Source organism: Gordonia sp. (in: high G+C Gram-positive bacteria) (assembly GCF_049647785.1).
In the GTDB taxonomy this organism is placed as follows: Bacteria; Actinomycetota; Actinomycetes; order Mycobacteriales; family Mycobacteriaceae; genus Gordonia.
Genome location: NZ_JBARYI010000079.1, coordinates 26,872 through 51,520, shown reverse-complemented (window position 1 = coordinate 51,520; position 24,649 = coordinate 26,872). Strand labels below are relative to the sequence as shown.

General features: G+C 63.8%; 28 protein-coding genes. 23 read left to right on the top strand and 5 right to left on the bottom strand.

The window, feature by feature from the left end; genetic code table 11:
* Nucleotides 1-37 precede the first annotated feature (37 nt).
* Together ffh and WBA38_RS13285 are read left to right on the top strand one after the other, a co-directional pair.
* Nucleotides 38-1,618 (top strand): signal recognition particle protein, encoded by a 1,581-nt coding sequence (gene ffh / locus WBA38_RS13290; protein WP_424322883.1) that lies wholly within the window; start codon nt 38-40, stop codon nt 1,616-1,618.
* A gap of 120 nt (nt 1,619-1,738) precedes the next feature.
* Nucleotides 1,739-2,812, top strand: a complete 1,074-nt coding sequence (locus WBA38_RS13285) for an amidohydrolase family protein (RefSeq protein WP_424296359.1) — start codon at nt 1,739-1,741, stop codon at nt 2,810-2,812.
* 8 nt (nt 2,813-2,820) lie between these two features.
* On the opposite strand, the gene WBA38_RS13280 is transcribed toward WBA38_RS13285, so the two are convergent.
* Nucleotides 2,821-3,477 carry a hypothetical protein gene (locus tag WBA38_RS13280; protein ID WP_424296358.1) on the bottom strand — a complete coding sequence of 219 codons (657 nt, stop codon included), beginning with the start codon at nt 3,475-3,477 and terminating at the stop codon, nt 2,821-2,823.
* 274 nt (nt 3,478-3,751) lie between these two features.
* Between WBA38_RS13280 and rpsP the strand changes: the two genes are divergently transcribed.
* The 13 genes from rpsP to WBA38_RS13215 all read left to right on the top strand — a co-directional run bounded on the left by rpsP (nt 3,752) and on the right by WBA38_RS13215 (nt 13,754).
* Nucleotides 3,752-4,219, top strand: a complete 468-nt coding sequence (rpsP, locus tag WBA38_RS13275) for a 30S ribosomal protein S16 (protein WP_424296356.1) — start codon at nt 3,752-3,754, stop codon at nt 4,217-4,219.
* Complete coding sequence (locus WBA38_RS13270) at nt 4,216-4,458, top strand: RNA-binding protein (protein ID WP_424296355.1); 243 nt, start codon at nt 4,216-4,218, stop codon at nt 4,456-4,458. The genes rpsP and WBA38_RS13270 overlap by 4 nt, the downstream gene beginning before the upstream one ends.
* Before the next feature lie 23 nt (nt 4,459-4,481).
* Nucleotides 4,482-5,009 carry a ribosome maturation factor RimM gene (gene rimM, locus WBA38_RS13265; protein WP_424322882.1) on the top strand — a complete coding sequence of 176 codons (528 nt, stop codon included), beginning with the start codon at nt 4,482-4,484 and terminating at the stop codon, nt 5,007-5,009.
* Between the two features lies 1 nt (nt 5,010).
* On the top strand, nt 5,011-5,691 hold the full coding sequence (gene trmD, locus WBA38_RS13260; protein WP_424296352.1) for a tRNA (guanosine(37)-N1)-methyltransferase TrmD: 681 nt from the start codon (nt 5,011-5,013) through the stop codon (nt 5,689-5,691).
* 47 nt (nt 5,692-5,738) lie between these two features.
* Nucleotides 5,739-7,025, top strand: coding sequence for a hypothetical protein (locus WBA38_RS13255; protein WP_424322881.1), 1,287 nt, complete (start codon nt 5,739-5,741; stop codon nt 7,023-7,025).
* Nucleotides 7,026-7,193: 168 nt separating this feature from the next.
* Complete coding sequence (gene rplS, locus WBA38_RS13250) at nt 7,194-7,535, top strand: 50S ribosomal protein L19 (RefSeq protein ID WP_424322880.1); 342 nt, start codon at nt 7,194-7,196, stop codon at nt 7,533-7,535.
* 132 nt (nt 7,536-7,667) lie between these two features.
* Nucleotides 7,668-8,492, top strand: coding sequence for a signal peptidase I (gene lepB / locus WBA38_RS13245; RefSeq protein WP_424296494.1), 825 nt, complete (start codon nt 7,668-7,670; stop codon nt 8,490-8,492).
* 3 nt (nt 8,493-8,495) lie between these two features.
* A complete protein-coding gene (locus WBA38_RS13240) occupies nt 8,496-9,173 on the top strand; it encodes a ribonuclease HII (RefSeq protein ID WP_424296492.1) in 678 nt (225 codons plus the stop codon).
* Complete coding sequence (locus WBA38_RS13235; RefSeq protein WP_347954436.1) at nt 9,173-9,484, top strand: DUF2469 domain-containing protein; 312 nt, start codon at nt 9,173-9,175, stop codon at nt 9,482-9,484. Before WBA38_RS13240 ends, WBA38_RS13235 begins: the two co-directional genes overlap by 1 nt.
* A 269-nt stretch (nt 9,485-9,753) precedes the next feature.
* On the top strand, nt 9,754-10,155 hold the full coding sequence (locus WBA38_RS13230) for a YraN family protein (RefSeq protein ID WP_424296490.1): 402 nt from the start codon (nt 9,754-9,756) through the stop codon (nt 10,153-10,155).
* A gap of 4 nt (nt 10,156-10,159) precedes the next feature.
* Nucleotides 10,160-11,677, top strand: coding sequence for a YifB family Mg chelatase-like AAA ATPase (locus tag WBA38_RS13225; RefSeq protein ID WP_424322879.1), 1,518 nt, complete (start codon nt 10,160-10,162; stop codon nt 11,675-11,677).
* Between the two features lie 17 nt (nt 11,678-11,694).
* Nucleotides 11,695-12,819: a DNA-processing protein DprA gene (gene dprA / locus WBA38_RS13220; RefSeq protein ID WP_424322891.1), complete on the top strand. Its 1,125-nt coding sequence runs from the start codon at nt 11,695-11,697 to the stop codon at nt 12,817-12,819.
* A gap of 71 nt (nt 12,820-12,890) precedes the next feature.
* A complete protein-coding gene (locus WBA38_RS13215; RefSeq protein ID WP_424296489.1) occupies nt 12,891-13,754 on the top strand; it encodes a siderophore-interacting protein in 864 nt (287 codons plus the stop codon).
* A gap of 143 nt (nt 13,755-13,897) precedes the next feature.
* Here WBA38_RS13215 and WBA38_RS13210 read toward each other — a convergent pair whose 3' ends face one another.
* The gene (locus tag WBA38_RS13210; protein ID WP_424322878.1) at nt 13,898-15,406 is read right to left on the bottom strand and encodes an MFS transporter; all 1,509 of its coding nucleotides are present in this window, start codon (nt 15,404-15,406) and stop codon (nt 13,898-13,900) included.
* A gap of 52 nt (nt 15,407-15,458) precedes the next feature.
* On the opposite strand from WBA38_RS13210, the gene WBA38_RS13205 reads away from it, so the two are divergent.
* Nucleotides 15,459-16,367, top strand: coding sequence for a tyrosine recombinase XerC (locus WBA38_RS13205; RefSeq protein WP_424295419.1), 909 nt, complete (start codon nt 15,459-15,461; stop codon nt 16,365-16,367).
* Here WBA38_RS13205 and WBA38_RS13200 read toward each other — a convergent pair.
* Nucleotides 16,364-16,915 (bottom strand): M23 family metallopeptidase, encoded by a 552-nt coding sequence (locus WBA38_RS13200; protein ID WP_424295417.1) that lies wholly within the window; start codon nt 16,913-16,915, stop codon nt 16,364-16,366. The genes WBA38_RS13205 and WBA38_RS13200 overlap by 4 nt on opposite strands.
* A gap of 275 nt (nt 16,916-17,190) precedes the next feature.
* On the opposite strand from WBA38_RS13200, the gene rpsB reads away from it, so the two are divergent.
* The 5 genes from rpsB to WBA38_RS13175 all read left to right on the top strand — a co-directional run bounded on the left by rpsB (nt 17,191) and on the right by WBA38_RS13175 (nt 21,348).
* Entirely contained in the window at nt 17,191-18,039 is an 849-nt protein-coding gene (gene rpsB / locus WBA38_RS13195) for a 30S ribosomal protein S2 (RefSeq protein WP_424295416.1), read from the top strand.
* A gap of 117 nt (nt 18,040-18,156) precedes the next feature.
* Nucleotides 18,157-18,981, top strand: a complete 825-nt coding sequence (tsf, locus tag WBA38_RS13190; protein WP_424295414.1) for a translation elongation factor Ts — start codon at nt 18,157-18,159, stop codon at nt 18,979-18,981.
* A 135-nt stretch (nt 18,982-19,116) separates the two neighbouring features.
* The gene (pyrH, locus tag WBA38_RS13185; protein ID WP_424295412.1) at nt 19,117-19,878 is read left to right on the top strand and encodes a UMP kinase; all 762 of its coding nucleotides are present in this window, start codon (nt 19,117-19,119) and stop codon (nt 19,876-19,878) included.
* A gap of 46 nt (nt 19,879-19,924) precedes the next feature.
* Nucleotides 19,925-20,482: a ribosome recycling factor gene (gene frr, locus WBA38_RS13180; RefSeq protein ID WP_424295410.1), complete on the top strand. Its 558-nt coding sequence runs from the start codon at nt 19,925-19,927 to the stop codon at nt 20,480-20,482.
* On the top strand, nt 20,479-21,348 hold the full coding sequence (locus WBA38_RS13175; protein ID WP_424295408.1) for a phosphatidate cytidylyltransferase: 870 nt from the start codon (nt 20,479-20,481) through the stop codon (nt 21,346-21,348). The genes frr and WBA38_RS13175 overlap by 4 nt, the downstream gene beginning before the upstream one ends.
* Nucleotides 21,349-21,387: 39 nt before the next feature.
* Here the strand turns inward: WBA38_RS13175 and WBA38_RS13170 are convergent, their stop codons facing one another.
* Nucleotides 21,388-21,816 (bottom strand): LapA family protein, encoded by a 429-nt coding sequence (locus WBA38_RS13170; RefSeq protein WP_424322877.1) that lies wholly within the window; start codon nt 21,814-21,816, stop codon nt 21,388-21,390.
* 31 nt (nt 21,817-21,847) lie between these two features.
* On the opposite strand from WBA38_RS13170, the gene rlmN reads away from it, so the two are divergent.
* The gene (gene rlmN / locus WBA38_RS13165; protein ID WP_424295404.1) at nt 21,848-22,954 is read left to right on the top strand and encodes a 23S rRNA (adenine(2503)-C(2))-methyltransferase RlmN; all 1,107 of its coding nucleotides are present in this window, start codon (nt 21,848-21,850) and stop codon (nt 22,952-22,954) included.
* Between the two features lie 141 nt (nt 22,955-23,095).
* Here the strand turns inward: rlmN and WBA38_RS13160 are convergent, their stop codons facing one another.
* The gene (locus WBA38_RS13160; RefSeq protein ID WP_424322876.1) at nt 23,096-23,359 is read right to left on the bottom strand and encodes a DUF2631 domain-containing protein; all 264 of its coding nucleotides are present in this window, start codon (nt 23,357-23,359) and stop codon (nt 23,096-23,098) included.
* 65 nt (nt 23,360-23,424) lie between these two features.
* Here WBA38_RS13160 and dxr point away from each other — a divergent pair, with 65 nt between their 5' ends.
* Nucleotides 23,425-24,591 (top strand): 1-deoxy-D-xylulose-5-phosphate reductoisomerase, encoded by a 1,167-nt coding sequence (dxr, locus tag WBA38_RS13155; protein ID WP_424295272.1) that lies wholly within the window; start codon nt 23,425-23,427, stop codon nt 24,589-24,591.
* Nucleotides 24,592-24,649: the final 58 nt, after the last annotated feature.

The following is a 24,649-nucleotide window of genomic DNA, read 5'->3' as shown; positions in this document are numbered from 1 at the left end:
GGGCCCGCCGGTTGCGTCGACGTGGAAAGATGGGGGAATGTTCGAATCCCTCTCTGACCGGTTGACCGGTGCTCTGAAGGACCTGCGCGGCAAGGGGCGGCTTACTGACGCCGATATTGATGCCACCGCACGGGAAATCCGACTGGCATTGCTCGAGGCCGACGTTTCGTTGCCCGTTGTGCGTTCGTTCATTGGACGCGTCAAAGAGCGCGCCAAGGGCGCCGAGGTCTCCGGGGCGCTGAACCCGGCGCAGCAGATCGTCAAGGTCGTCAACGAGGAACTCATCGCCATCTTGGGCGGCGAGACCCGACGGCTCAATCTCGCGAAGAACCCGCCGACGGTCATCATGCTGGCTGGTCTGCAGGGTGCCGGTAAGACGACGCTTGCCGGAAAGCTGGCGGCATGGCTGGTGACGCAGGGGCATACGCCGCTGTTGGTGGCCTGTGACCTGCAGCGTCCCGGCGCCGTGCAGCAGTTGCAAATCGTCGGTGAGCGGGCTGGCGTGCCGGTGTTCGCTCCCAACCCCGGTACTTCGGTGGGTGGCGAAGGCTCACTCGGCGTCGACGGTTCGCAGGGCCCGGTCCAGGTTGCCGAAGCCGGTGTCCAGGAAGCGCGCGACAAGCAGCACGACGTTGTCATCATTGACACCGCGGGTCGTCTCGGTATCGACCAGGAGTTGATGAGCCAGGCGACCGCGATTCGCGACGCCACCAGCCCCGACGAAGTCCTGTTTGTGCTCGACGCCATGATCGGTCAGGACGCGGTCACCACCGCCCAGGCCTTCGCCGACGGTGTCGACTTCACCGGTGTGGTCCTCACCAAGCTCGACGGTGACGCCCGCGGTGGTGCGGCCCTGTCGGTCCGCGAAATCACCGGTCGACCCATCATGTTCGCGTCGACCGGCGAAAAGCTCGAAGAATTCGATGTCTTCCACCCCGACCGCATGGCCAGCCGCATTCTCGGCATGGGCGATGTCCTCTCGCTTATCGAGCAGGCCGAGCAGCACTTCGATGCCGCCGAAGCCGAGAAGACTGCCGCCAAGATCAGTCAGGGCGAACTGACGCTGGAGGACTTCCTTCAGCAGATGATGATGATCCGCAAGATGGGCCCGATCGGCAACATCCTCGGCATGCTGCCGGGTGCCGGTGACATGAAGGAAGCCCTCTCGCAGGTCGACGACTCGCAGCTCGACAAGATCCAGGCGATTATTCGCGGCATGACGCCCGCCGAGCGTGACGATCCGAAGATCATCAACGCCTCGCGCCGCATCCGTATCGCCAAGGGTTCCGGTGTCACGGTGACCGACGTGAACCAACTCGTTGATCGCTTCTTTGCTGCGCGCAAGATGATGTCGCAGATGTCCGGCCGCATGGGTATGGGCATGGGCGGCGGGCGAAAGAACAACCGCAAGGGCAAGAAGGGGAAGAAGGGCAAGGGAAGCGGACGCGGACCGACGCCACCCAAGGCCATGCGCGGCGGATTCCCCGGCATGCCGGGGATGGGAATGCCGGGCATGCCTCCGGGCTTCGACTTGTCGAACATGCCGCCGGGGCTGGACGAACTTCCGCCGGGCCTCGAAGGTATCGACCTCAACGACCTGAAGTTCCCCAAAAAGTAGCGAGTACAGCAGTAGTAGTCGAGTACAACCGGTGGCGTCCCCGTGAGAGGTAGCCGAGGACAAATAGTCCTCGGTGGGTCCTCACGGGGACGCCGCGGTCGTTAGAGAGGTGTGAGACCTGTGTCTGCAGCGTTGGAATTGACCGGCACTGACCCGTTCACCGGCGAAAGACTCCATTTCTGGGTGGCCGACGGCGTGATCTCCACCGAGCCCGTCGCCGGTGCAGAGCGCGTCGAGGGTGCCGCGATCATTCCGGGACTGGTCGACGCTCACAATCACGTCGGTATCGCGCCGGGACTCGGCGTCACCATCGAGCGGGCCCGCGGCTTCGCGACCGAGGATGCACGTGCCGGAGCACTGCTGATCCGCGAGGTGGGATCACCACTCGACACACGTCCGCTCGACGATGATCCGGCAGGTCCGCGGTTCATCCGCGCCGGAAAGCACATTGCCCGCCCGAAGCGGTACCTGCGCGACTACGGCATTGAACTCGAAGACCCAGACACCCTGGCCGAGGAAGTCGCACGGCAAGCCCGCGAAGGCGACGGCTGGGTGAAGTTGGTTGGCGACTGGATTGACCGCGAGGTCGGCGACCTCGCGCCGCTGTGGACGCGCGCGCAGTTGGACGCGGCGGTTGTTGCGGCGCATGAGAACGGCGCGCGAATCACCGCGCACGTCTTCGGGGCCGATGCGCTGCCCGATATTGTCGGAGCCGGCTTCGACTCGATCGAGCACGGCACCGGACTCGACGAGAATTTGATCGACGAGATGGTGCGCCGAGATATTGCGCTGGTGCCGACGCTGATTCAGCTCGAGAACTTCCCAAACATCGCCGATGGTGCCGATCGTTTTCCGAAATACCAGGCCAATATGCGCGCGCTGTACGCGGGTCGCGGAGATGTCTTCGCGAAGGCTCGAGAGGCGGGCGTCCGGATTTTCGCGGGTACCGACGCCGGCGGCTTCATTGGCCACGGCCGCATCGTTGACGAAGTGGAAGCGCTGGTTGGCATTGGTTTCTCGCCGTTGGAATCACTGACTGCAGCGTCGACCGCGCCGCGAGCATGGTTGGGGGAGTCGGGCATCGAACACGGTGCCCGCGCGGACTTCCTCGTCCTCGATGCCGATCCGGCTCAGGACTTGTCGACCCTGCGTCGGCCCATTCACGTGTTCTGCGGTGGCGTCAAGATCGCTTGAGTTGGGATCTAGCCCACGATCTGAAGTACGCCTATCGCAACGAGTAGGGCGGTGACCAGCCAGCCCGCGCCACGGGCGACGGCGGCCTGGTTGCGACGTCCCGCGGCAAAAACGCGGCCAATCCAGGAGTGCGGGCGGGCGCGAACCACCACCAAGGCCAAGCCAGCCAGAAACGGCAAACTCAGGGCTGCGGTGGCGTAAAGAATGAGGCCCAAGTACCGCTCGGTGACGGGGATGTCCGCCGCCGAGAGAATCGCGAGGCCCGCATAGAACGGCACAGACGTCGCCGACTGGATTAAGCCAAGGACGAACCCGACCAGGACGGTGAGGGCCGACGGTCGGCGCAGAGGGCTCAAAATTTTGTCGACCAGCGCCGACGAATCGCCACCTTGGACGGTCAAGAACGCGGTCAACAAACCGGTGAGGATCAGCAGGATGCCAAATACCGGCGACGCAAGGACCGCGTCGACGAGTGACTGCAGGCCGTCAAAAACTAGCAGCACAATGAAGGCGAGGACCAACACGCCCAGCCAGTCGCCGATCAGCAGCAGCGGGGCGATCCGGCGATACATGCCGGAAGCAGACATCATGGCGAGGGCCACCAGCACCCCGATCAGCAACACATTGACCGAGTCGACGAAGGCGAGCGACAAGGCATGCAGCATGGGCTTCTCAGGTCTCCGGAGGTCTGGTCGACAACTCGTCGTGGCGTCGATCTCGGTGACACGCTACCGGGTGCAGCGCCCAGGACCGATATTCGGTGGTGGCTGGGGCGGCACGCGGTTTGGGTGCAGGCCCACTGCTCTGGCAGAATGAAACGCTGGTTCGCCGGAACCGGCCAAGGCCGACCGGCGGTCACCCCTGAAGAGATCGCAAAACCGGACTCGTCGCCAATCGGCGGGTCGCTGAATTGCGCTGTGACACACAAGGAGAGCCCGCATGGCTGTCAAGATCAAGCTCGTCCGCCTCGGCAAGATCCGCAACCCGCAGTACCGCGTTGTGGTTGCCGACGCCCGCACCCGCCGCAACGGCCGCGTCATCGAAACCATCGGCAAGTACCAGCCGAAGGAAGAGCCGTCGCTCATCGAGATCGATTCCGAGCGCGCACAGTACTGGCTCAGCGTCGGCGCGCAGCCGACCGAGCCCGTCGCCGCCATCCTCAAGATCACCGGTGACTGGCAGAAGTTCAAGGGCCTGCCGGGCGCCGAAGGCACCCTGCGCGTCGCAGAGCCCAAGACCTCCAAGCAGGACCTGTTCAACGCTGCGCTCGCCGCCGCCGAGAACGAGCCCTCGGTTGCCGCAACCACCGCGAAGAAGAAGGCTGCCAAGAAGGAAGAAAAGGCCGCTGAAGCTGAGGCCACCGAGGCTGCAGCCGAAGAAGCCGGTGACGCCAAGGCCGACGCGTGAGCGCAATCGTCGCTGACGCCGTCGAACATCTCGTTCGCGGAATCGTCTCCAACCCAGACGACGTTCGCGTCGACCTGATCACCGGCCGTCGCGGTCGGATGGTCGAGGTTCACGTCAATCCTGACGATCTCGGCAAGGTGATCGGCCGTAATGGTCGTACCGCCACCGCGCTGCGCACCCTGGTCGCCGGTATCGGTGGCCGCGGCATGCGCGTCGACATTGTCGACACCGATCGCTGATTGAAGCCAGGAATTCATAACTGATGGATCTGGTGATCGGTCGTGTGGCCAAGACGCACGGTGTCCGCGGTGAACTCGTCGTCGACGTCCGCACGGACGACCCCGCAACCCGTTTCGCGGTCGGCACGACCCTCCGTGGTCGTGCCCCGCGCAACGCGGGCGGCGGGGAAAAGCAATACGTAGTAGCAGCCGCCCGGATGCATGCCGGGCGGCTGTTGCTGTCGCTCAAAGATATCCAGGGCCGCGATCAAGCTGACCAGCTCCGCGGAACCCTGTTCCTCATCGACGCAGCCGACGTCGATTCCGGTGATGACCCGGACGAGTTCTACGACCATGAACTCGAAGGCCTGCCCGTCAGCACCGTCGACGGTGAAGCGGTTGGCACGGTGAAGGAAGTACTGCACCTTCCCGGAGGGGAATTGCTGTCGGTGAAGACGCCCGACGGCCGTGACGTGTTGATTCCGTTTGTGCGCGAGATTGTGCCGACGGTGACCCGCGAGGGAATCGAGATTGATCCGCCGGAAGGCCTGATCGATCCGATCGAGGACTGACGTGCGGGTCGACGTCGTCACGATTTTCCCCGAGTACCTGGCACCGATGCGCGAGGCGTTGCTGGGTAAAGCAATTGACGCCGGTCTCGTTGAGGTGGGTGTCCACGACCTCCGCAATTGGGCCCACGACGTGCACCGCAGCGTTGACGACACGCCGTACGGCGGCGGACCCGGAATGGTCATGAAACCGCAAGTGTGGGGCGAGGCGCTCGACGAGGTTTGCCCCGACGATGCGTTGCTGGTGGTCCCGACCCCGGCCGGCGTGCCGTTCACACAGGCAACCGCCCAGCGGTGGAGTTCGGAAAAGCACCTGGTGTTCGCCTGCGGACGTTACGAAGGTATTGATCAGCGAGTCTTCGACGACGCCGCGCGCCGCGTGCGGGTGGAGGAAGTTTCACTCGGCGACTTCGTGCTCATCGGCGGGGAGGTGGCGGTGCTCGCGATGGTCGAGGCCACCACTCGGCTTATGCCCGGTGTGCTGGGTAATCCTCAGTCGCACCAAGAAGATTCGTTCTCCGACGGCATTCTGGAAGGTCCGAGTTACACGCGACCAAAGCTGTGGCGCGATCTGGAAGTGCCGCCAATTTTGTTATCGGGGGATCACGCGAAGATAGCCGCCTGGCGTCGCGAGCAAGGGATGGAACGCACCCGGGAACGCCGGCCAGACCTCCTTCCGGAATAGTCGGCGACCAGGTTCCTCGGCGTGTCGTGGAACCGAACGCCGATTGCGTGCGTCTAACCACCATGGGGACCTCGTGGATCGTGGGAATCGGTGAGCTCATGGCTCGCCTCAATTCGATGGAACCGGGCGCAGCGGCCGCCGATGCAGCGGAAATTTCCCGCATCGTCGACGAAGCCACTGCCATCGGCGACAAACTGAAGGCCGCATTCGCCGACGGTGCATGGGTTGGGGCGGGCGACGTGACCGGTGTTGCGGCCGACGCCAGTCGAGAATCGGCGCATGCCTTGGCCGCACAGGTTGGGTCGGTGGCAGACCGGTTGCGGACGGGGCACCAATCATTGACGACCGCCTCCGGCGTACTGACCGCGGCCGTCGCGTACATGCCGCGGCTGATGGCGCTGCAACTTCTGGCTCCGTCGTCGGAAGGGATACGGCAGGGGGTGGGGATGGGTGTTGGCCTTGAACTAGAGAAGGTCTACAACCCGCCTATGTCGTCGACCGCGAATACCTTGATGACGTCGGGTGCCGGGCCGCAAACCTTTGGTGGCGGCTTATCGGGGGTCGGTGCAGATGCCACGGGTGCCGTGCCCAACAGCGGGGGTCCCGCCGGGCCCGTTGCGGAGATGCCGACGGACGGACTGGGATCCGGTGATGGCGCTGCCGGTCCGGCTGGGTTGGGGAACGCCGACCACGGATTGTCTGGACCCGCGGGCGGGCCATCCGGCCCCGGAAACGGGAGTCAGGCCGAATCGCCAAGCGCGGGGCCAACGCCGAATCTTGGTCCGGGCGGTCCCAGCAATCCCGGGCCGGCGGGACCCGGTGGACCAACCGGACCACCAGCGACGTCGTCTCCGAGTGGTATCGCGCCCGTGGTCAACCCGCGTATGCCCGGTGCTCTGGCGGTAAACAGACCAACGCCGGTGCCGGCGTCGTCGTTGCTCGGACGGCCGGTGGCACCGGTGGCAGAAGTGAGGACCGGATCGACGTCGACGGGGGCCGGTGGAACGCCTTCGGCCACCAACCCGGCCAATGCGACGCCAGGGGCCGGGGCCAATCAGGCCGGGAGTCGCGCCTCAAGCGGACCGTACGGTCCGACCTCGCGCCGCAGCGATGATCAACGTGTTCATCGACCGGCCGACTACCTGCGATCGACCACCGAAGGGATATTGGTCCTAGGGCCACAGCCGTTTGTCGGACCACCGGTTATTAGTGCGATCGGTGTTCGCGAAGCTGACATTCGGGACGACGATGGGGCCGATCACGACAACTTCGACGATCTCGACGCCGACCGTGATGATGACGACGATGATCAGGAATTGGACCTGACCCTGTAGAGGTGGCAGAATGTTTCAGGTTGCCTGCCCCGTGAAATAACGGCCCGGATACTTGTGTCTGGAGAGTGCAGCGCACAGACCTATGCAACGGGCACGAACCGGTCGAACCTTACCGCTTGCGGGAGGCCGCCAGGTTCCTCTGTCCCCGCCCTAGATTGGACGAGAATTATGAATACCCTGGACTTCCTCGACAAGGCGTCCCTGCGCGACGACATTCCTGAGTTCGGCCCCGGCGACACGCTCGACGTGCACGTCAAGGTCATTGAGGGCTCGAAGGAGCGCGTGCAGGTCTTCAAGGGCGTCGTGATCCGTCGTCAGGGCGGCGGCATCGGCGAGACCTTCACCGTCCGCAAGGTGTCGTTTGGCGTTGGCGTGGAGCGTACCTTCCCGGTTCACAGCCCCAACATCGCGAAGATCGACGTCCTGACCCGCGGTGACGTCCGTCGCGCCAAGCTGTACTACCTGCGCGACCTGCGTGGCAAGGCTGCCAAGATCAAGGAAAAGCGCTGATCGCTTAGGCGCCGTACTTTTCCGAAAGCCCCGCATCCCGACTTCGGTCGAGGTGCGGGGCTTTTGCCATGTGCACACAAACTCAGCGGGTGCGATAACCAGACGCGGGTGGCGATCGCTAGGCTATTCAACGTGGATGACACTAGCGGGGACTACCAATCGCACTCAAGCGGTGAACCGGACGACGACACCCCCTCGTTCAGCATCAGGGATGCTGACAGCGATACGGACGACGGCGAGGGCAAAAGCCACTGGGGGCGCGAGATCGCGATCATCGTCGCCATCGTCCTGGCCCTGATGTTCATCTTCACCCAATTCTTCTTCCGCCAGTACGTCGTGCCGTCGGAATCGATGGAACCGACATTGCACGGATGCGTTGGCTGCACCAACGACCGCATCGTCATCGACAAGATGGTTTACCGGTTCGGTGACCCGAAGCCCGGCGATGTCGTCGTATTTAAGGCCCCGACCTCGTCGTGGGACGAAGGTTGGAGCTCGCCGCGATCGTCGAACCCCGTGATGCACAAGGTGCAGGACGTCCTCTCGGTTTTCGCGTTGGCGCCGCCGAACGAGAACAACCTCGTCAAGCGTGTGATTGCGACCGGCGGGCAAACCGTTGAGTGCAAGGAAGCCAATGGCAAGGGCGTCACGGTGAACGGTAAGTCGCTGAATGAGCCCTACATCGACAAACAGTTGCAGGCGGAGACCTATCAGTCCTCGGACGGCGTTCTTGGGAAGGGCACGTGCTACGGCGCTGATTTCGGTCCGATCACCGTGCCGCAGGGCAACGTTTGGGTGATGGGCGACAACCGCAGTAATTCGGCTGACTCCCGTGCCCACATGGAGGACGAATACCAGGGCACCGTCCCGGTCTCCGACATTCGTGGCAAGGTTCGGACTATCATTTACCCGTTCTCCCGGATCGGGGGCGTGGGCTCGGTTAACCCGCAGGGCTGACCGATGAGTGTTTCCCCGTCGACAAGTGGTGCCTCACGCTGGCCGCCGCGATCCCCGGTCCGTAAAGCGGCCGGACTGCGAACCCTGGAGTTCACGCTCGCCCGGCAGGGTCTCGGCCCGGTCGCTGGCGTCGACGAAGCCGGACGTGGTGCTTGCGCGGGCCCGCTCGTGGTCGCCGCGTGCGTGCTGTCGAATTCACAGTTGAAATCGCTCGCCGAACTCAACGATTCAAAGAAGCTCAGTCACGCGACCCGCGACAAGTTGTACGACGCCGTCGTCAAACATGCGGTGAGCTGGCACGTGGTCGCGATTCCCGCCGCTGAAGTCGACCGCATTGGCGTGCACGTGGCCAACATCGAAGGTATGCGACGCGCTGTCGCTGGGCTGTCGGTGCGGCCCGGATACGTGTTGTCGGACGGCTTCCATGTGCCGGGCATCCCTGCGCCGTCGTTGCCGGTAATCGGGGGTGATGCCAACGCCGCCTGCATCGCTGCCGCGTCGATCCTGGCGAAGGTAACCCGCGACCGCATGATGGTGGCCCTCGATGAGACCCTGCCCGGCTACGATTTTGCAGTTCACAAGGGGTACAGCACCGCGCTTCACATGTCCCGACTCGACGAGCACGGTCCGTCGCCGGAGCACCGTCGCTCGTACCGGAACGTCCGCGATAGGCTGGCCTGATGAGCGCTGAAGATCTCGAAAAGTACGAAGCCGAGATGGAGCTGTCTCTGTACCGCGAGTACAAGGACATCGTCGGACAATTCACCTATGTGGTGGAGACCGAGCGACGCTTCTATCTCGCCAACGGCGTCAACCTGGTTCCGCGCAATTCGGACGGCGAAGTGTACTTTGAAATCCACATGACCGACGCCTGGGTGTGGGACATGTACCGGCCTGCCCGCTTCGTGAAGCAGGTGCGCGTCGTGACGTTCAAGGACGTCAACATCGAGGAATTGGAGCGCTCCGAGCTCCGTCTACCCGACGAACCGTGACCGGAAATTCGGTAATTCGAGCGAACCAGGGTCACTACGGTGGCCCCATTGCTCATCTTGATGATTTCAAGCGCCGCCCGTTGTCGACACTGTCCCATTCGGACCTGCGACGCGGCGGCGTGGCATCCGGTGTCGATTGGCGGTATTGAAGCGTCGTCATCGCCGTCGTCCCAGGTAAATCTGTTGATGATTTTCTCGTTGTACCCAATCGCCGGTGACTGCGGCGGTCGCGATAGTTTCTGTCGGAACGCCTGCGCATGCTTGCGTGCATGGGGGAAGAAAATGCACGCCAGCGCACTGATCGTCGACGGCTCATCGGTCAAGTCGGGGAAGACCTCGCCGCCAACTACGTCGAGAAGCTCGGCTGGCAGATTCTGGAACGCAACTGGCGCACGCGGAACGGTGAACTTGACCTAATCGCCGCCGACGGCGACACCCTGGTAATCGTCGAAGTGAAGACGAGAGCGAGTCGTACCTACACCGATCCGCTCGCCGCGGTGACTCCACAAAAGTTGCGTCGAATGCGGTTGCTGGCCCGGCAATGGCTCGCGCAGCAAGACCGGTTCTGGGAGGTCGTGAGGTTCGACGTCATCTCTATCCTGCTCGACATTCAAGATCCCGAAGACCTCGAGCAGGCGACGTGGTGGCATCACGTCGGCATCACCGAGTAGCGCCGTGACCGGGCTCGGGAGGGTGCATTCAGTGGGGCTCAATGCCTTTGCCGCCGACATCATCGAAATCCAGGCGAACATCAGCTCGGGACTTCCGGGCGTCACGATCACCGGAAGTGTCGACGGCGCCCTCCGCGAAGGCAAAGACCGGGTGCGTGCCGCCATCACCAACAGTGAACTGAAATTCCCCGAAACCAAGGTGACGATTGCACTCGCGCCCGCCAGCCTGCCAAAGCAGGGGCCGGGATTCGACCTGCCCCTCGCCGTGGCCGTTCTGATCGCCGCGAAACAAGCCTCGACGTCCCGGCTCGATGGCACCGTCATGCTCGGAGAACTCGCCCTCGACGGTCGGCTGCGACCGGTGCGCGGGGTGCTCCCACTCTTGCTTGCTGCCCGTGACGCCGGTTTTGAGCGGGCGGTCGTGCCGCTTGCCAATGTTGCCGAAGCGACGCTGGTTTCTGGGCTCGATGTCGGTGGTGCGCAAACGCTTTCCGATGTCGTGCGGTGGATGTCCGGCGACGTTGTACTCGATACTGTCGACGGTGAACCGGTAGCACCGCCAGCGGCCGTGGTCCCGGACATGGCCGACGTCGCCGGCCAGGCCGCGGCGCGACAGGCCCTCGAAATCGCGGCGGCCGGGGCGCACCACTTGCTAATGACCGGTCCTCCAGGGATCGGGAAGACCATGCTCGCCAGTCGACTACCCGGAATCCTGCCGCCGCTCGGCCAAGAGGAGTCGCTCGAGGTCACCGCAATCCATTCCATCGCAGGCACTCTGCCCGAGCATCACCCGCTGATCACCGCGCCGCCTTTCGTCGCACCACACCACAGCGCTGGCATGACAGCACTTCTCGGTGGCGGCACCGGAATGGCACGACCGGGGTCGGTATCGCGTGCGCACCGAGGCGTCCTTTTCCTCGACGAGTGCGCGGAAATGGGACCGAAAGTTTTGGACTCCCTACGACAGCCGCTGGAAGAAGGTCTCGTGCGGATCTCGCGGAGGGACGGAACCGCCGTTTACCCGGCTCGGTTCCAACTAATTCTGGCGGCGAACCCGTGCCCGTGCGCCCCCGCCCACGACGTCGACTGCGTGTGCACCTCGGTGCAACGCCGCCGCTACCTGGGGCGATTATCGGGACCGTTGATGGACCGCATCGATTTGCGAGTCCGGATGGAACCGCCAGCCAACAGCGCCCTGATGACCGAGGCGGGCGAGTCGAGTGCGGTGATGGCCGCCCGCGTCGCGCAGGCTCGGTCGGCAGCGCGTGAGCGATGGTCTTCCGACCAGTGGCTCACCAACGCCGAAGTGCCGGGAAGTGCTCTGCGACAACGCTATCGGCCGCCGCTAGCCGCGCTCGCTCCGGTCGAGCAAGCATTGCGCTACGGACGCATCACTGCGCGCGGTGCCGATCGGGCCCTGCGGGTGGCGTGGACCATCGCCGACTTGCGCGGGGCCGACCAACCAGAGGCCGACGACGTGGTGTCGGCCCTGATGTACCGAGATCGGGGAGGACAACTGTGACAACGACGGGGACAGGTATGACGGATCGGGAGCGTCGAGCGTGGGCCTATCTCGCGGCAGTAGCTGAACCGCCATGTGCGCCGCTGGTCGCGTTGGTCGAGGAAGTCGGGTCGGTCGAGGCGGCCAAGGCGGTGCGGACCCGAACTGTGCCGCCGCACTATCAATCGGTGTTGGTGGCCACTGAAGCACGCGCGGCCGTTGACACCGCTGCACGTGATTTAGAAACATGCGATCGACTCGGTGCCCGGCTGCTGACCCGCGACGACGCTGACTGGCCAGCCTGGCAGGTCTTAGGCCTCGACCAAGCCGAAACTGCCGCGCGCGGGGGAGCCCCGTTAGCGCTGTGGGTGCGTGGACCGGAGTCGTTCGCGGACATTTCGGAACGATCGGTGGCCTTGGTGGGATCGCGGGCGGCGTCGTCGTACGGCGACTACGTGGCCGGACTGCTGGCGGCGGATCTGTGCGCCAGCGGGTGGGCCGTCGTCTCTGGTGGGGCGTACGGCATCGACGGATCGGCGCACCGCAGCGCACTGGCTGCCTCCGGCACGACCGCCGCTGTGCTCGCGTGCGGAATCGACCGCGACTATCCGTCTGGGCATGCGCAGTTGCTGCGTGAGATCGCTCAACGCGGGCTGGTCGTGACCGAGTATCCGCCAGGCACGACGGCCGCCAAGCATCGCTTCCTCACGAGGAATCGGTTGGTGGCAGCATTGTCGTCGGCGGTGGTCGTCGTGGAGGCAGGTCGGCGGTCCGGGGCGGCGAATACGGCAGCGTGGGCCAAACGGATTGGGCGGCCGCTGGGGGCAGTGCCTGGCGCGGTCACGAGCGCGACGTCGGTCGGGACCAACGCGATGATCGCGGACGGCGATGCGACGCTGGTCGCCGACGCCGCCGCGGTGATTGCCCTGGCGGCACCTGACGGGCACGACGTGCGACCTGCGGCACCATCTCGACGAACCGATGGTTTGCTGCCCGACCAACTGCGCATTTTGGAGGCGCTGCCCGCCCGCGGTGGCCTGTCAGTGGATGAGATTGCGTTCGTCAGTGGCGTCCGTACTCAAGACGCGCTCCGGGCTCTCGCCGCTCTCGACTTCGCTGGTTTGGTGGATGGATCCGATGGGACCTGGGGGCTGGCACGGTGATGCGGGCCCCGATTCGCACAAACTGTTAGGCTCGCCTAAGTGGGGTAATGGTGGCTAACTGAGGAGCGAGTGTGGCGAAGCGACTGAACACAATGACGGTGCTGCGGACCGAGAAACTGACCCCGCACATGGTGCGCGTCTGGTTCGGCGGCGACGGCTTCGACGATTTCCTCCCGGTCGGAGGCGACGGCACCCCTGAACGCCCCGACACCGACATGTACGTGAAGTTCGTGTTCGCGCAGGACGGCACCGTGTACCCCCAGCCCATTGATCTTGACGTTATCCGCGATACCTTGCCGCCCGAACAGCAACCTGTTCTGCGTACCTACACGGTGCGTCGCTACGACGCTGCGGCGCGGGAACTTGCGGTCGACTTCGTCGTGCATGGCGACGAGGGGATTGCCGGGCCGTGGGCGCGCCGCGTGCAACCTGGCGAGCGGATCACGTTCCGCGGCCCCGGTAGCGGTTACCGCCCGGATCCCGGCGCGCCGTGGCACCTATTGGTGTCCGACGAGGCGGGCCTCCCCGCGCTGTCGGCCGCGTTGGAATCCCTGCCGGAGGACGCGATCGCCAAGGTCTTTATCGAGGTCGCGGGGCCCGAGGACGAACTGGAACTGACTGCGCCGGTCGGTGCGGAAATTACGTGGGTGCATCGTGGGGCCGGGCCGTCGGAGGCACCCGAGAGCAGGGCGGGGGACAACGCTCCGGTAATCGCGGCTGTCCGCGCTGCGGAATGGCTCGACGGTGAACCGCACGTCTTCATTCACGGCGAGGCGCAGGCCGTCATGAAGAATCTGCGCAGCTATGTCCGCAAGGAACGAGGCGTCAGCGCCAAACGCGCCGCGTCGATCTCCGGTTACTGGCGCCGCGGTCGTACCGAAGAGGGCTTCCGCCAGTGGAAGGCCGAAGAGCGCAAGGCCGCAGCGGACGCCTAATCCGCTCCGTCGTTCGGTGCCCCAGCAACCTCCCCTCCCTGTTCTCGCATGATGCGTTGATTCCCGCACTACGTCAGACGTAGTGCGGGAATCAACGCATCATGCGAGAACGGGCAAGGGCGGCAGCGGGGCGTGAGGGAAGGTCAGACCACGGATTCGACGCGAAGGGTGCTGCGGGGGACGGCGAAGGCGGCGATTGCCGCGACGAAGCATACGGCGAGGGACAGGACGCAGGCCCAAATGTAGGCGCTCGCAGTCGGAATGGGGACCGGTCCGGAAGGACTGTTGTACACGGCGTACGACGCCGCCAGGATCATGCCGACGACGGCCGTCGCCAGCGAGGTACCGATCGACCGCATCGTGGAGTTGACGCCATTGGCTTCGCCGGTCTGCGTCACCGGGACCCATTCCATGATCAGCGACGGCATCGCCGAGTAGGCGATCCCCAAACCGGCACCGACTACGGCGTTGATGAGGATCAGCCAAATCCAAGTTGGTGGCCATGGGCCGAGCAGCATTACCAAGAAGCCCACATACCCGATAGCAATCACCAGGCTGCCGATTCCCAACGAAATCCGCGCCCCGTGACGCCGTGTCAACCAGGCGCTCACGTAGGAGAACGCAAACATCACCAAGCCGCCGGGCATGAGCACCAACGCGGCCTGAACCATCGGCAACCCGACGCCGGTCGGCGCAGCCTCGGGGGCCATCAGGATCTGAATCGGCATCATCTGCATCGCATAAAACACAAAACCCGCCGCAATCGAAGCGGTGTTCGTCAGCATGATCGGCCTGCTGGCGTTGACCTTCAAGTCGATCAGCGCATTGGGGTGACGTTTTTCGAACCGCCACCAGAGAAATGCCGAGACCACGAAACCGGCGAAAAGACCGATGGTGACCGGGCTACCCCAGCCCCACTCGGCGCCCTTCGACAGCGCCAACAAAATGCACACCATGAACACGCTCAAGCCGATGGCTCCGACCAAGTCGAATCGTCCGCCCGTCGCAATATCGCCAGCCGGGACGACGATGTACACCGCGATGGCCACCACGACCGCCACCAGCATGCACACCCAGAATAGGGCGTGCCAACTGACGTTCTGCGCGATGACGGCGGCGAACGGAAGGCCCAGCGATCCACCGACACCGAGCGAGGCGCTCATGGCACCGATCGAGGATTCGAGGCGTTCGGCGGGCACGATGTCCCGGATCAGGCTGATCCCGAGCGCCACGGTCCCGATTCCCATGCCCTGCAGGCCTCGTCCAATCAGGAACGGCACCAACGACGACGACACCGCGCACACCACCGAACCGATGGCCACGGCGCTCAGGCAGGCGAGCAGCATGCGTCGTTTGCCGATCATGTCGCCGAGGCGACCTGAAATGGGTGTGACGACCGCACCCATCAGCAAGGTGATGGTGAGGGCCCACGTCGCGTTGGTCGGCGAGGTATGGAGCAGTTTTGGGAGGTCGGGGATCAGCGGCACGATGATGGTCTGCATCAACGAAACGACGATGCCCGCCGCACACAAAACGGCAACGGCCAGGCGGTCGTTGCCCGGTGTCGCGGACTTAGTGAGGTCGGTCAGGGGGAACACTTCCCATCGAGGCGTCCAAAGACGGATAACTACAGAATTAGTGGATAGGTGCATTGTCGCTGGCTCAATCCCTACTGGCGAGTCCGGGGCGGGGTACGGTTCGGTTATGACCGATGTGCTTGCGGCGTTCGCCGACCACCTGAGCTTCGAAATGGGGCACAGCAAGCACACGGTTCGCGCGTACACGGGTGACGTTCGCGGTCTTATCTCATTTGCCGGTGCGCGCGGAGTGGCCGTCGAAGACATTGACCTGGCACTCCTGCGTGCTTGGCTCGCCGAGCACGCACGACGCGGTGCTGCCCGCACGACAATCGCTCGCCAGGTCTCGTCTGCGAAGACCTTCTGTGCGTGGGCGGTGCGCTCACACATCCTTGCCACCGATCCATCGCAGCGATTGCAGGCGCCAAAAGCACATCGGGTCCTGCCTGCCGTTTTGGCTCCCGACGAGGCAGCGGTGGCCATTACCGCACCGCTGACCGCGTCGGACGATGGTGATCGTCCAGCATCCGACGACCCAGTCGCACTCCGCGATCACCTCATTATGGAATTGCTTTATGCCAGCGGTATTCGGGTCGGGGAGCTGTGCGGTCTCAACCTGTCCGATATCGAAGCCGATCGGCGGGTGCTGCGAGTGATCGGTAAGGGCGATAAGCAGCGGGCAGTCCCGTACGGCGTCCCAGCGGGCAACGCCCTCGACCGCTGGCTGGCGCACGGTCGGCCGGCTCTGGCGACTGCGGCGTCGGGGGAGGCCCTGCTGTTAGGAGTCAAGGGCGGCAGGCTCGATCAGCGGATGGCGCGGACAGTGGTGCATCGGGCCACCGAGCGGGCCGGGCAGTCGGTGGGCCCACACGCCCTGCGTCACAGTGCCGCGACGCACCTGTTGGAAGGTGGGGCCGACCTTCGCGTGGTGCAAGAACTCCTCGGACACTCGTCCCTCGCCACCACTCAGCTCTACACGCATGTGAGCGTGGAACGACTCCGCGCTGTGCACCGGCAAGCCCACCCGCGCGCCTAGTGGACGTTTGCGAGTGAGACGACGGGCTTGAGGCGCACGCGTAGTAATCCCAGCAGCCCCAGGGGATTGACGTATGTCGCTTGCCGGCCGGTGCCGCGTCGAGCACCCCAGTGCAGGCACGTCGCAGCACGACAGCCAGCGTGGCCAGACTGCAAGTACCCCAGCACCTGCCCGGTTTGGACATGGTCGCCGCGCCGGACGGTCGGTTGAACGGGTTCATAGGTGGTAGTGATCCCATCGGCGTGCAGGACAGAGATCGTGGGACGGCCAGCGACGGGTCCGGCAAAGGTCACCGTGCCTGCGCGTGCGGCAAGGACCGCGGAATCGCTCGTGGTGCCGAGGTCGACGCCACGGTGCCCGGCTTGCCACCGCTGTGCCGGTGGATCGAATCCGCGAGTGACCGGTGGACGCGGCTGTAGCGGCCAGTCGTAGTGGGGTCGGGCTGTTGCTGCGCTCACCGCGAAGGTCGACCACGCCCCGCAGATGAGCGCCACCACCATCACTGCGGCGAGTCGGAGTGCGGGCGGGGAATGAGATGGGCGCGTCATACTAATTAGACGCACGCGAACCGCGTTTGGATCCATGGGCGTGTCGCGGCAGCGACCAGCGCAAACGTCTGTCGAGCGACGATTTGGCTGGGCCTTGCGATTCGGAGTAGTCTGGCCGACGCACCTGGGTATGTCCCGGGTGACTTCGCGCACCCGCGTTTGAGCAGCAGAACGAGCAGTCCCGGAACCAATTTCCGGGGTCGTTATGCGGTGGTGGGTGCCAGGGCTGGGACTCAAACTGAGCTCCGGCGACAACTGCGAGAGAGGACACATTCATGGCTGTCGTAACCATGAAGCAGCTGCTTGATAGCGGCGCACACTTCGGGCATCAGACCCGCCGTTGGAACCCGAAGATGAAGCGTTTCATCTTCACCGACCGCAACGGCATCTACATCATTGACCTGCAGCAGACGCTGGGCTTCATTGACCGCGCCTTCGAGTTCGTCAAAGAGACTGTCGCTCACGGCGGCACCATCCTGTTCGTCGGCACCAAGAAGCAGGCACAGGAATCGATCGCCGCTGAGGCGACCCGCGTCGGTATGCCCTACGTCAACCAGCGTTGGCTCGGCGGCATGCTCACCAACTTCCAGACCGTCCACAAGCGCCTTCAGCGGATGAAGGAGCTGGAGGCCATGGAGCAGACCGGTGGCTTCGAGGGTCGTACCAAGAAGGAAATCCTCATGCTCACGCGTGAGAAGAACAAGCTGCAGCGCACCCTGGGCGGCATCCGCGACATGGCCAAGATTCCTTCGGCCGTGTGGGTTGTCGACACCAACAAGGAGCACATCGCTGTCGGTGAGGCACGCAAGCTGAACATCCCGGTCATCGCGATCCTGGATACCAACTGCGACCCCGACGTTGTCGATTACCCGATCCCGGCAAACGACGACGCTATCCGTAGCGCCGCACTGTTGACTCGCGTCATCGCCACGGCTGTTGCCGAGGGCGTTCAGGCGCGTGCGGGCAAGGCTAGCGGCGACGCAAAGCCGGAAGCTGGCGAAGGTGAGCCTTTGGCTGAGTGGGAGCAGGAACTGCTTTCGCAGCCGGCACCCGCTGAGGCAGCTGCCGCAACCGAGGCTGCGGCTGCTGAGGCTCCCGCTGCTGAGGCCCCGGCCGCAGAGTAATTGCCGCAGAATAACTTTCGGGCAACAAGAACGGGCTAGAGCCCATTCTCCGGCGGGGTAGTTACCTCGCCGGAGAATCTTGTCTCTCGATCCAAAACCACAAAGGAGGGTCGCCATATGGCGAACTACACCGCTGCGGACGTGAAGCGTCTGCGCGAACTGACCGGCTCGGGCATGCTCGACTGCAAGAACGCCCTCGCGAACAACGACGGCGACTTCGACAAGGCCGTTGAGGAACTGCGCATCAAGGGCGCCAAGGACGTGGGCAAGCGTGCTGCGCGTTCCACCGCCGAAGGCCTCGTCGCTGCGCGCGACGGCGTCATGATCGAGCTCAACAGCGAGACTGACTTCGTCGCCAAGAACGAAGAGTTCCAGAAGCTCGCCGACGATGTCCTCGGTGCCGCTGTGGAGATCCGCGCCAACGACGTCGAGTCGCTGCTGGCAGCCAAGCTCGGCGACGGCACTGTCGGCGACGCTGTCGAGGCACTGTCGGCGAAGATCGGCGAGAAGCTGGTCCTGAACCGCGTTGTCTCGTACGACGGCCCCACGGCCATCTACTTGCACAAGCGTGCATCGGACCTGCCGCCCGCCGTTGGCGTCCTGGTCTCGTACACCGGTGATTCCGATGCTGCCGCTGAGGCTGCTCGCGGAGCTGCCATGCAGGTTGCCGCGCTGCGCGCCAAGTACGCCAGCCGCGACGAGGTTCCGGCCGAGGTTGTCGAGTCGGAGCGCCACGTCGCCGAGGAGACCGCGAAGGCTGAAGGCAAGCCGGAGCAGGCTCTGCCGAAGATCGTGGAAGGTCGCCTCACCGGCTTCTTCAAGGACGTCGTCCTCGTCGATCAGCCGTCGGTCACCGACTCCAAGAAGACCGTTAAGGCCATCTTGGACGAGGCCGGCGCGACCGTCGTTGCGTTTACCCGCTTCGAGGTTGGCCAGTCCTAATCTGAGGACTTAATTACCGCTTCCGGCCCCGGAATCGCCCCGTTGGGGGCGAGTCCGGGGCCGGAGTGCATGTGGGGGCACGTTCGCACCTTAAGATGGAGAGAGTTTGTGCCCGATACTCGATTGAAGGAAGAGATGAGCGAATCGCAGTCGACCGTAAACCCGGGCGAAACGGCATCCGGAGGCCGAACCGGCTATACCCGCGTCATGCTGAAGCTCGGCGGCGAAATGTTCGGTGGCGGCTCGGTTGGCCTTGACCCCGACGTTGTTGGTGCCGTGGCCGATCAGATTGCCGAGGTAGTTTCCTCCGGCGTGCAGGTGGGCATTGTGATCGGTGGCGGAAACTTCTTCCGCGGTGCCGAATTGCAGCAGCGCGGCCTCGACCGAGCTCGATCGGATTACATGGGCATGCTCGGTACCGTGATGAATTGCCTTGCCCTGCAAGACTTCCTGGAGAAGCGTGGGATCACCACGCGAGTTCAGACGGCCATCACCATGGGACAGGTCGCTGAGCCCTACCTGCCGTTGCGCGCCGTCCGGCACCTGGAGAAGGGCCGCGTCGTGATCTTCGGCGCGGGCATGGGCATGCCCTACTTCTCGACCGATACCACGGCCGCTCAGCGCGCCCTGGAAATCAAGGCCGAAGTGGTGCTGATGGCGAAAGCTGTCGACGGTGTCTACTCGGACGACCCCCGCACCAATCCGGATGCGAAGCTGTTCCGCGAGATTACCCACCGCGAAGTAATCGAACAGGAGCTGAAGGTCGCCGACGCTACCGCGTTCAGCCTCTGTATGGACAATAAGATGCCGATGTTGGTGTTCAACCTCCTTGAGAGTGGAAACATCGCACGTGCCGTCGCCGGTGAGCAGATCGGCACCCTCGTCCGGACCGTCTGACCCCCGACCTAACTCCCACTTCATAAGCAAAGGACACCGACGTCTCATGATTGACGAAGCTCTGCTCGACGCTGAAGAGAAGATGGAGAAGGCCGTTGCGCACCTGCGTGACGACATGGCCTCCATCCGCACCGGGCGCGCCAACCCGACAATGTTCAACAAGATCGTTGTCGAGTATTACGGTGCATTGACCCCGATCACGCAGGTCGCGAGCATCAATGCTCCGGAGCCGCGAATGATCATCATCAAGCCGTACGAGGCCTCCCTCATGCGCGACATTGAGACCGCAATCCGCAACTCGGACCTCGGCGTCAACCCGACGGACGACGGCAACGTGATTCGCGTGTCGATTCCCCAGCTCACTGAGGAACGGCGCAAGCAACTCGGTAAGCAGGCACGCGGCAAGGGCGAAGACGCCAAGGTCGCCATCCGAAACATTCGCCGCAAGGCGGTCGATGAACTCAAGCGCATCCAGAAGGACGGCGACGCAGGCGAAGACGAGGTTGTCCGCGCCGAGAAGGATCTCGATAAGACGACCCACACGTACACCGAGTCGGTCGACGAATTGGTGAAGAATAAAGAAGCCGAGCTGCTGGAAGTATGACGAGTTCACCGGGACAGTCTTCGACGCCGAGCCCCGCGGCGGCACCGTCGAAGGCGGGTCGTAATCTGCCCGCAGCCATCGGGGTGGGTGTTGCGCTTGGCGGTTTCCTGATTGCCGTCTTGCTGCTGGTGCCCGACGCTTGGTACGCCGTTGTCACCGTGGCGATCGCCATTGCGACGTGGGAAGTCACCAAGCGTCTGCGTGACGGCGGTTTTGCGGTCCCGGTGATTCCACTCCTTGTTGGCGGGCAGGCCATTATGTGGCTGTCGTGGCCATACGGGTTGGCCGGGTCGTTTGTTGCGATGGCGGCGACGATCCTGGTGATGATGGTGTGGAAGCTCTTCGCACAAGGATTGTCGGCTGCGCCGGTGAACTACCTGCGCGATCTGTCGGTCTCGACGCTCGTGCTGGCGTGGCTACCGGTGCTCGCTACCTTCGGTACCTACCTGGTCCGTGAAGACCAGGGCGCGTATCGGGTCTTCACCCTCGTGCTGGTCGTGGTCTGTTCCGACGTGGGTGGTTATGCGGCCGGTGTGCTGTTCGGCAAGCATCCGATGGCGCCAGCGATTAGTCCCAAGAAGTCGTGGGAAGGCCTCGGCGGTTCGCTGCTGGTCGGCACCCTCGGTGCCGTCGCTTGCTCGTTGTGGCTGCTCGACACCCCGCACTGGTGGATCGGCTTTGTCTTGGGCCCGTTGCTGGTCCTGGTGGCCACCAGCGGCGACCTCATCGAGTCGCAGATCAAACGCGACCTCGGAATCAAAGATATGGGTACTTTGCTGCCTGGCCACGGTGGAATCATGGACCGGTTGGACTCGCTGTTGCCCTCAGCTTTCGTAACCTGGGCGGTGCTGGCGCTACTTCTGTAGGCCAGCACCGCCCGGGGCACACTATTTCGTCAGCGACAGTTAGTCGGTATGGCTGCTGGCCTTCTTCAGTGCCCGGTTGAGTTGAATGATCCGGGCGGCACCGAGGGCGCCGGTAATAAGCGCACCGATGATTGCGGCGACGAGGACCGTCACGCCGACGGGGAGTTCCACGGTGCCGAATAAGAAATTGACGGCAACGCTGTCCTGATTTGCAACGATAAACACCAGCAGCAAAATCAGGGCGACGACGCCCACAATCCAACCGACGTACATGAAGCCCGCTCGGGTATGCGAAGCCTTTTTGGTGACCTGCTTGATGCGGTCGCGTTCGCCAGCGACCGCATGTGTAATGGCGTCGTCGAAGGTCGGGGCATCCGGCTGCGCATCCGCCGGCGGGTAATTCGCGGAGTCCGCATTGTCGTCCGGTCCAACTGGGTGCTGACCGTTGCTCGGATCTTGTGTCGTCATCTGCCCATGATTACATGAGACACTGGCTTACGTGAGTTCTCTGCCTTTGGTTTTTGACGCGCCTAAACGCGGTATGCCGCCCAAGCACTTCGCCGATCTCGACGCGGCGGGGCGAGTCGCCGTCGTCGAAGAGCTCGGCTTGCCAAAGTTCCGGGCAAATCAGCTGGCCAAGCAGTATTTTGGTCGACTCAATGCCGACGTTGAGGAAATGACCGATCTCCCCGCCAACAAGCGCGAGGCGGTCGCCGAGAAGTTGTTCCCGACACTGATGACGCCCGTACGGCATGTCGCGGCGGACGATAACGAGACTCGGAAAACGCTGTGGCGTCTGCACGACGGCACCCTGCTCGAATCGGTCCTGATGCGCTACCCGGGACGCAACACCCTGTGTATCTCCTCACAAGCTGGCTGCGGCATGGCATGCCCCTTCTGCGCGACGGGTCAGGGCGGTTTGGACCGCAACCTGTCGACCGCGGAGATTGTCGACCAGGTTCGCTCGGCGGCGCGAGCGTTGCGCGACGGCGAGTTCGGTGAGCCGGGACGACTGTCGAACATTGTGTTCATGGGAATGGGGGAGCCGCTCGCCAACTACAAGCGAGTGGTCGACGCCGTTCGGAAAATTACCTCGCCCGCGCCAGAGGGTTTCGGTATCTCCGCACGCTCGGTGACCGTGTCGACCGTCGGTTTGGCTCCGGCGATCCGCAGGCTCGCCGACGAAGGTCTGCAGGTGACCCTCGCCGTGTCGCTGCACACCCCGGACGATGAGCTTCGCGACACCCTGGTCCCCGTCAACAACCGGTGGTCGGTGTCGGAGGTTCTCGAGGCGGCACGCTATTACGCCGATACGACGGGCCGTCGCGTCTCAATTGAGTACGCGTTAATCCGCGATGTGAACGATCAGCCGTGGCGTGCGGACCTGCTGGGCAAAAAGCTGCGCAAGGCGCTGGGTTCGCTGGTGCACGTCAACTTGATTCCGCTGAACCCGACGCCGGGCTCGCAATGGGACGCCAGCCCCAAGCCCGTCGAGGCCGAGTTTGTGCGCCGAGTTCGCGAGCAAGGGGTCTCGTGCACCGTGCGCGACACCCGCGGCCAGGAGATCGCCGCCGCCTGCGGGCAGCTCGCGGCCGAAGAAAAGTAGAAGCTACTCCTGCGGGAGATCGCTCGCCCTGTGCATGAGCGCAGGGATGCAAGGGCAGTCGGCAAGCTCGGGTATCGAGCTCGACAACAAAAAGACCCGAACGACGTGGCGTTCGGGTCTTTTTCGTTTGTTGCGGTGGTGCTAGCGCTTCCAGACACCCTTGCGCGGGATCATCGAGTAGACGGTGTAGCCGATCAGGAAGACGGCGATGATGATCAAGTAAATGTCTTCGACGTGGCCTTCATGATTGCCCTTGAGCATGGCAAGGAGAATCAGGGCGGTCACGAACGATGCGATAGCAATCGACTTGCGTGCGACGCCGTGCCAGCCGAATCGTGCTGACGGCGCGTCAGCGGGCTCGCGAACCCATCCGGTATCGATGGTTTCGACCTCAGTGCTTGCCACGTTCACTCCTTATGACGACCGGTAGTAGTCCGGCCTACAGCATAACCTGACGCTCGTGCGCGACAATGGTTGGTGTGACGACGCGTGTGTTGATTTTGGGATCCACGGGATCCATCGGTACTCAAGCCCTCGAAGTGGTGGCTGAGCATCCCGACCTCTTTGAGGTTGTGGGGCTCGGCGCCGGAGGCGGCAACCTGGACTTGCTGGAACAGCAAGTCCGCCATGCACGACTGCCAGCGTCGCAGGTCGCCGTCGCCGATCCGGTCGCGGCCGCGGTCTTGAGCGACCGACTCGGACGTCCGGTGCTGTCGGGTCCCGACGCAATGGTGGCGTTGATTGAGTCAGTTGCCGCCGACGTCGTTCTCAACGGTGTGGTGGGGTCCATCGGGCTGGGACCGAGCCTGGCCGCCCTGAAATCTGGCGCGAGATTGGCCTTGGCCAACAAGGAATCACTTGTTGCCGGGGGAGCCCTGGTGCTCGACGCCGCTGCTCCCGGACAGATAGTGCCCGTCGATTCCGAGCATTCGGCGATTGCCCAATGCTTGCGCGGGGGGACGGCCGCCGAGGTGGACCGACTGGTGCTGACGGCTTCGGGTGGACCATTCAGAGGATGGACGGCCGAGCAGGTGGCCAATGTCACGCCAGAGCAGGCGGGGAAGCATCCGACATGGTCGATGGGTCCGATGATTACCCTCAACTCGGCAACCCTGGTCAATAAGGCACTCGAAGTGATCGAGGCGCACCTGCTGTTCGACGTGCCCTACGACCGTATCGATGTGACGGTTCATCCCCAATCGATCGTGCACTCAATGGTGACCTTCGTCGACGGCGCCACCATCGCCAAAGCCTCACCGCCGTCGATGAAATTGCCGATTGCGCTGGCCCTGGGCTGGCCGGACCGTGTCCCGAACTCGTCGACGCCACTCGATTGGACAACGGCGTCGGCGTGGACCTTTGAGCCCGTCGACAATGAGGTGTTTCCGGCAATCAACCTGGCCCGCCAGGCGGGGACCGCTGGCGGAAGCCTTACCGCCGTCTTCAACGCCGCCAACGAAGTCGCCGCCCAAGCCTTCTTCGACGGCGCCGTCGCATTCCCAGACATCGTTGGGATCATCGGTGATGTGCTTGCTCGGGCCGATCAATGGACCACTCGTCCAGGTAATGTCGATGAAGTTCTTGCGGCCGACAGCTGGGCGCGGTCGTGTGCCGCTGAGTTGGTGGCGCTGCGTTGACCTAATTTGGGTTGACCTATTTTGGGTTGCCCGGTTTTGGGCTGACCTGTTTGAGGGA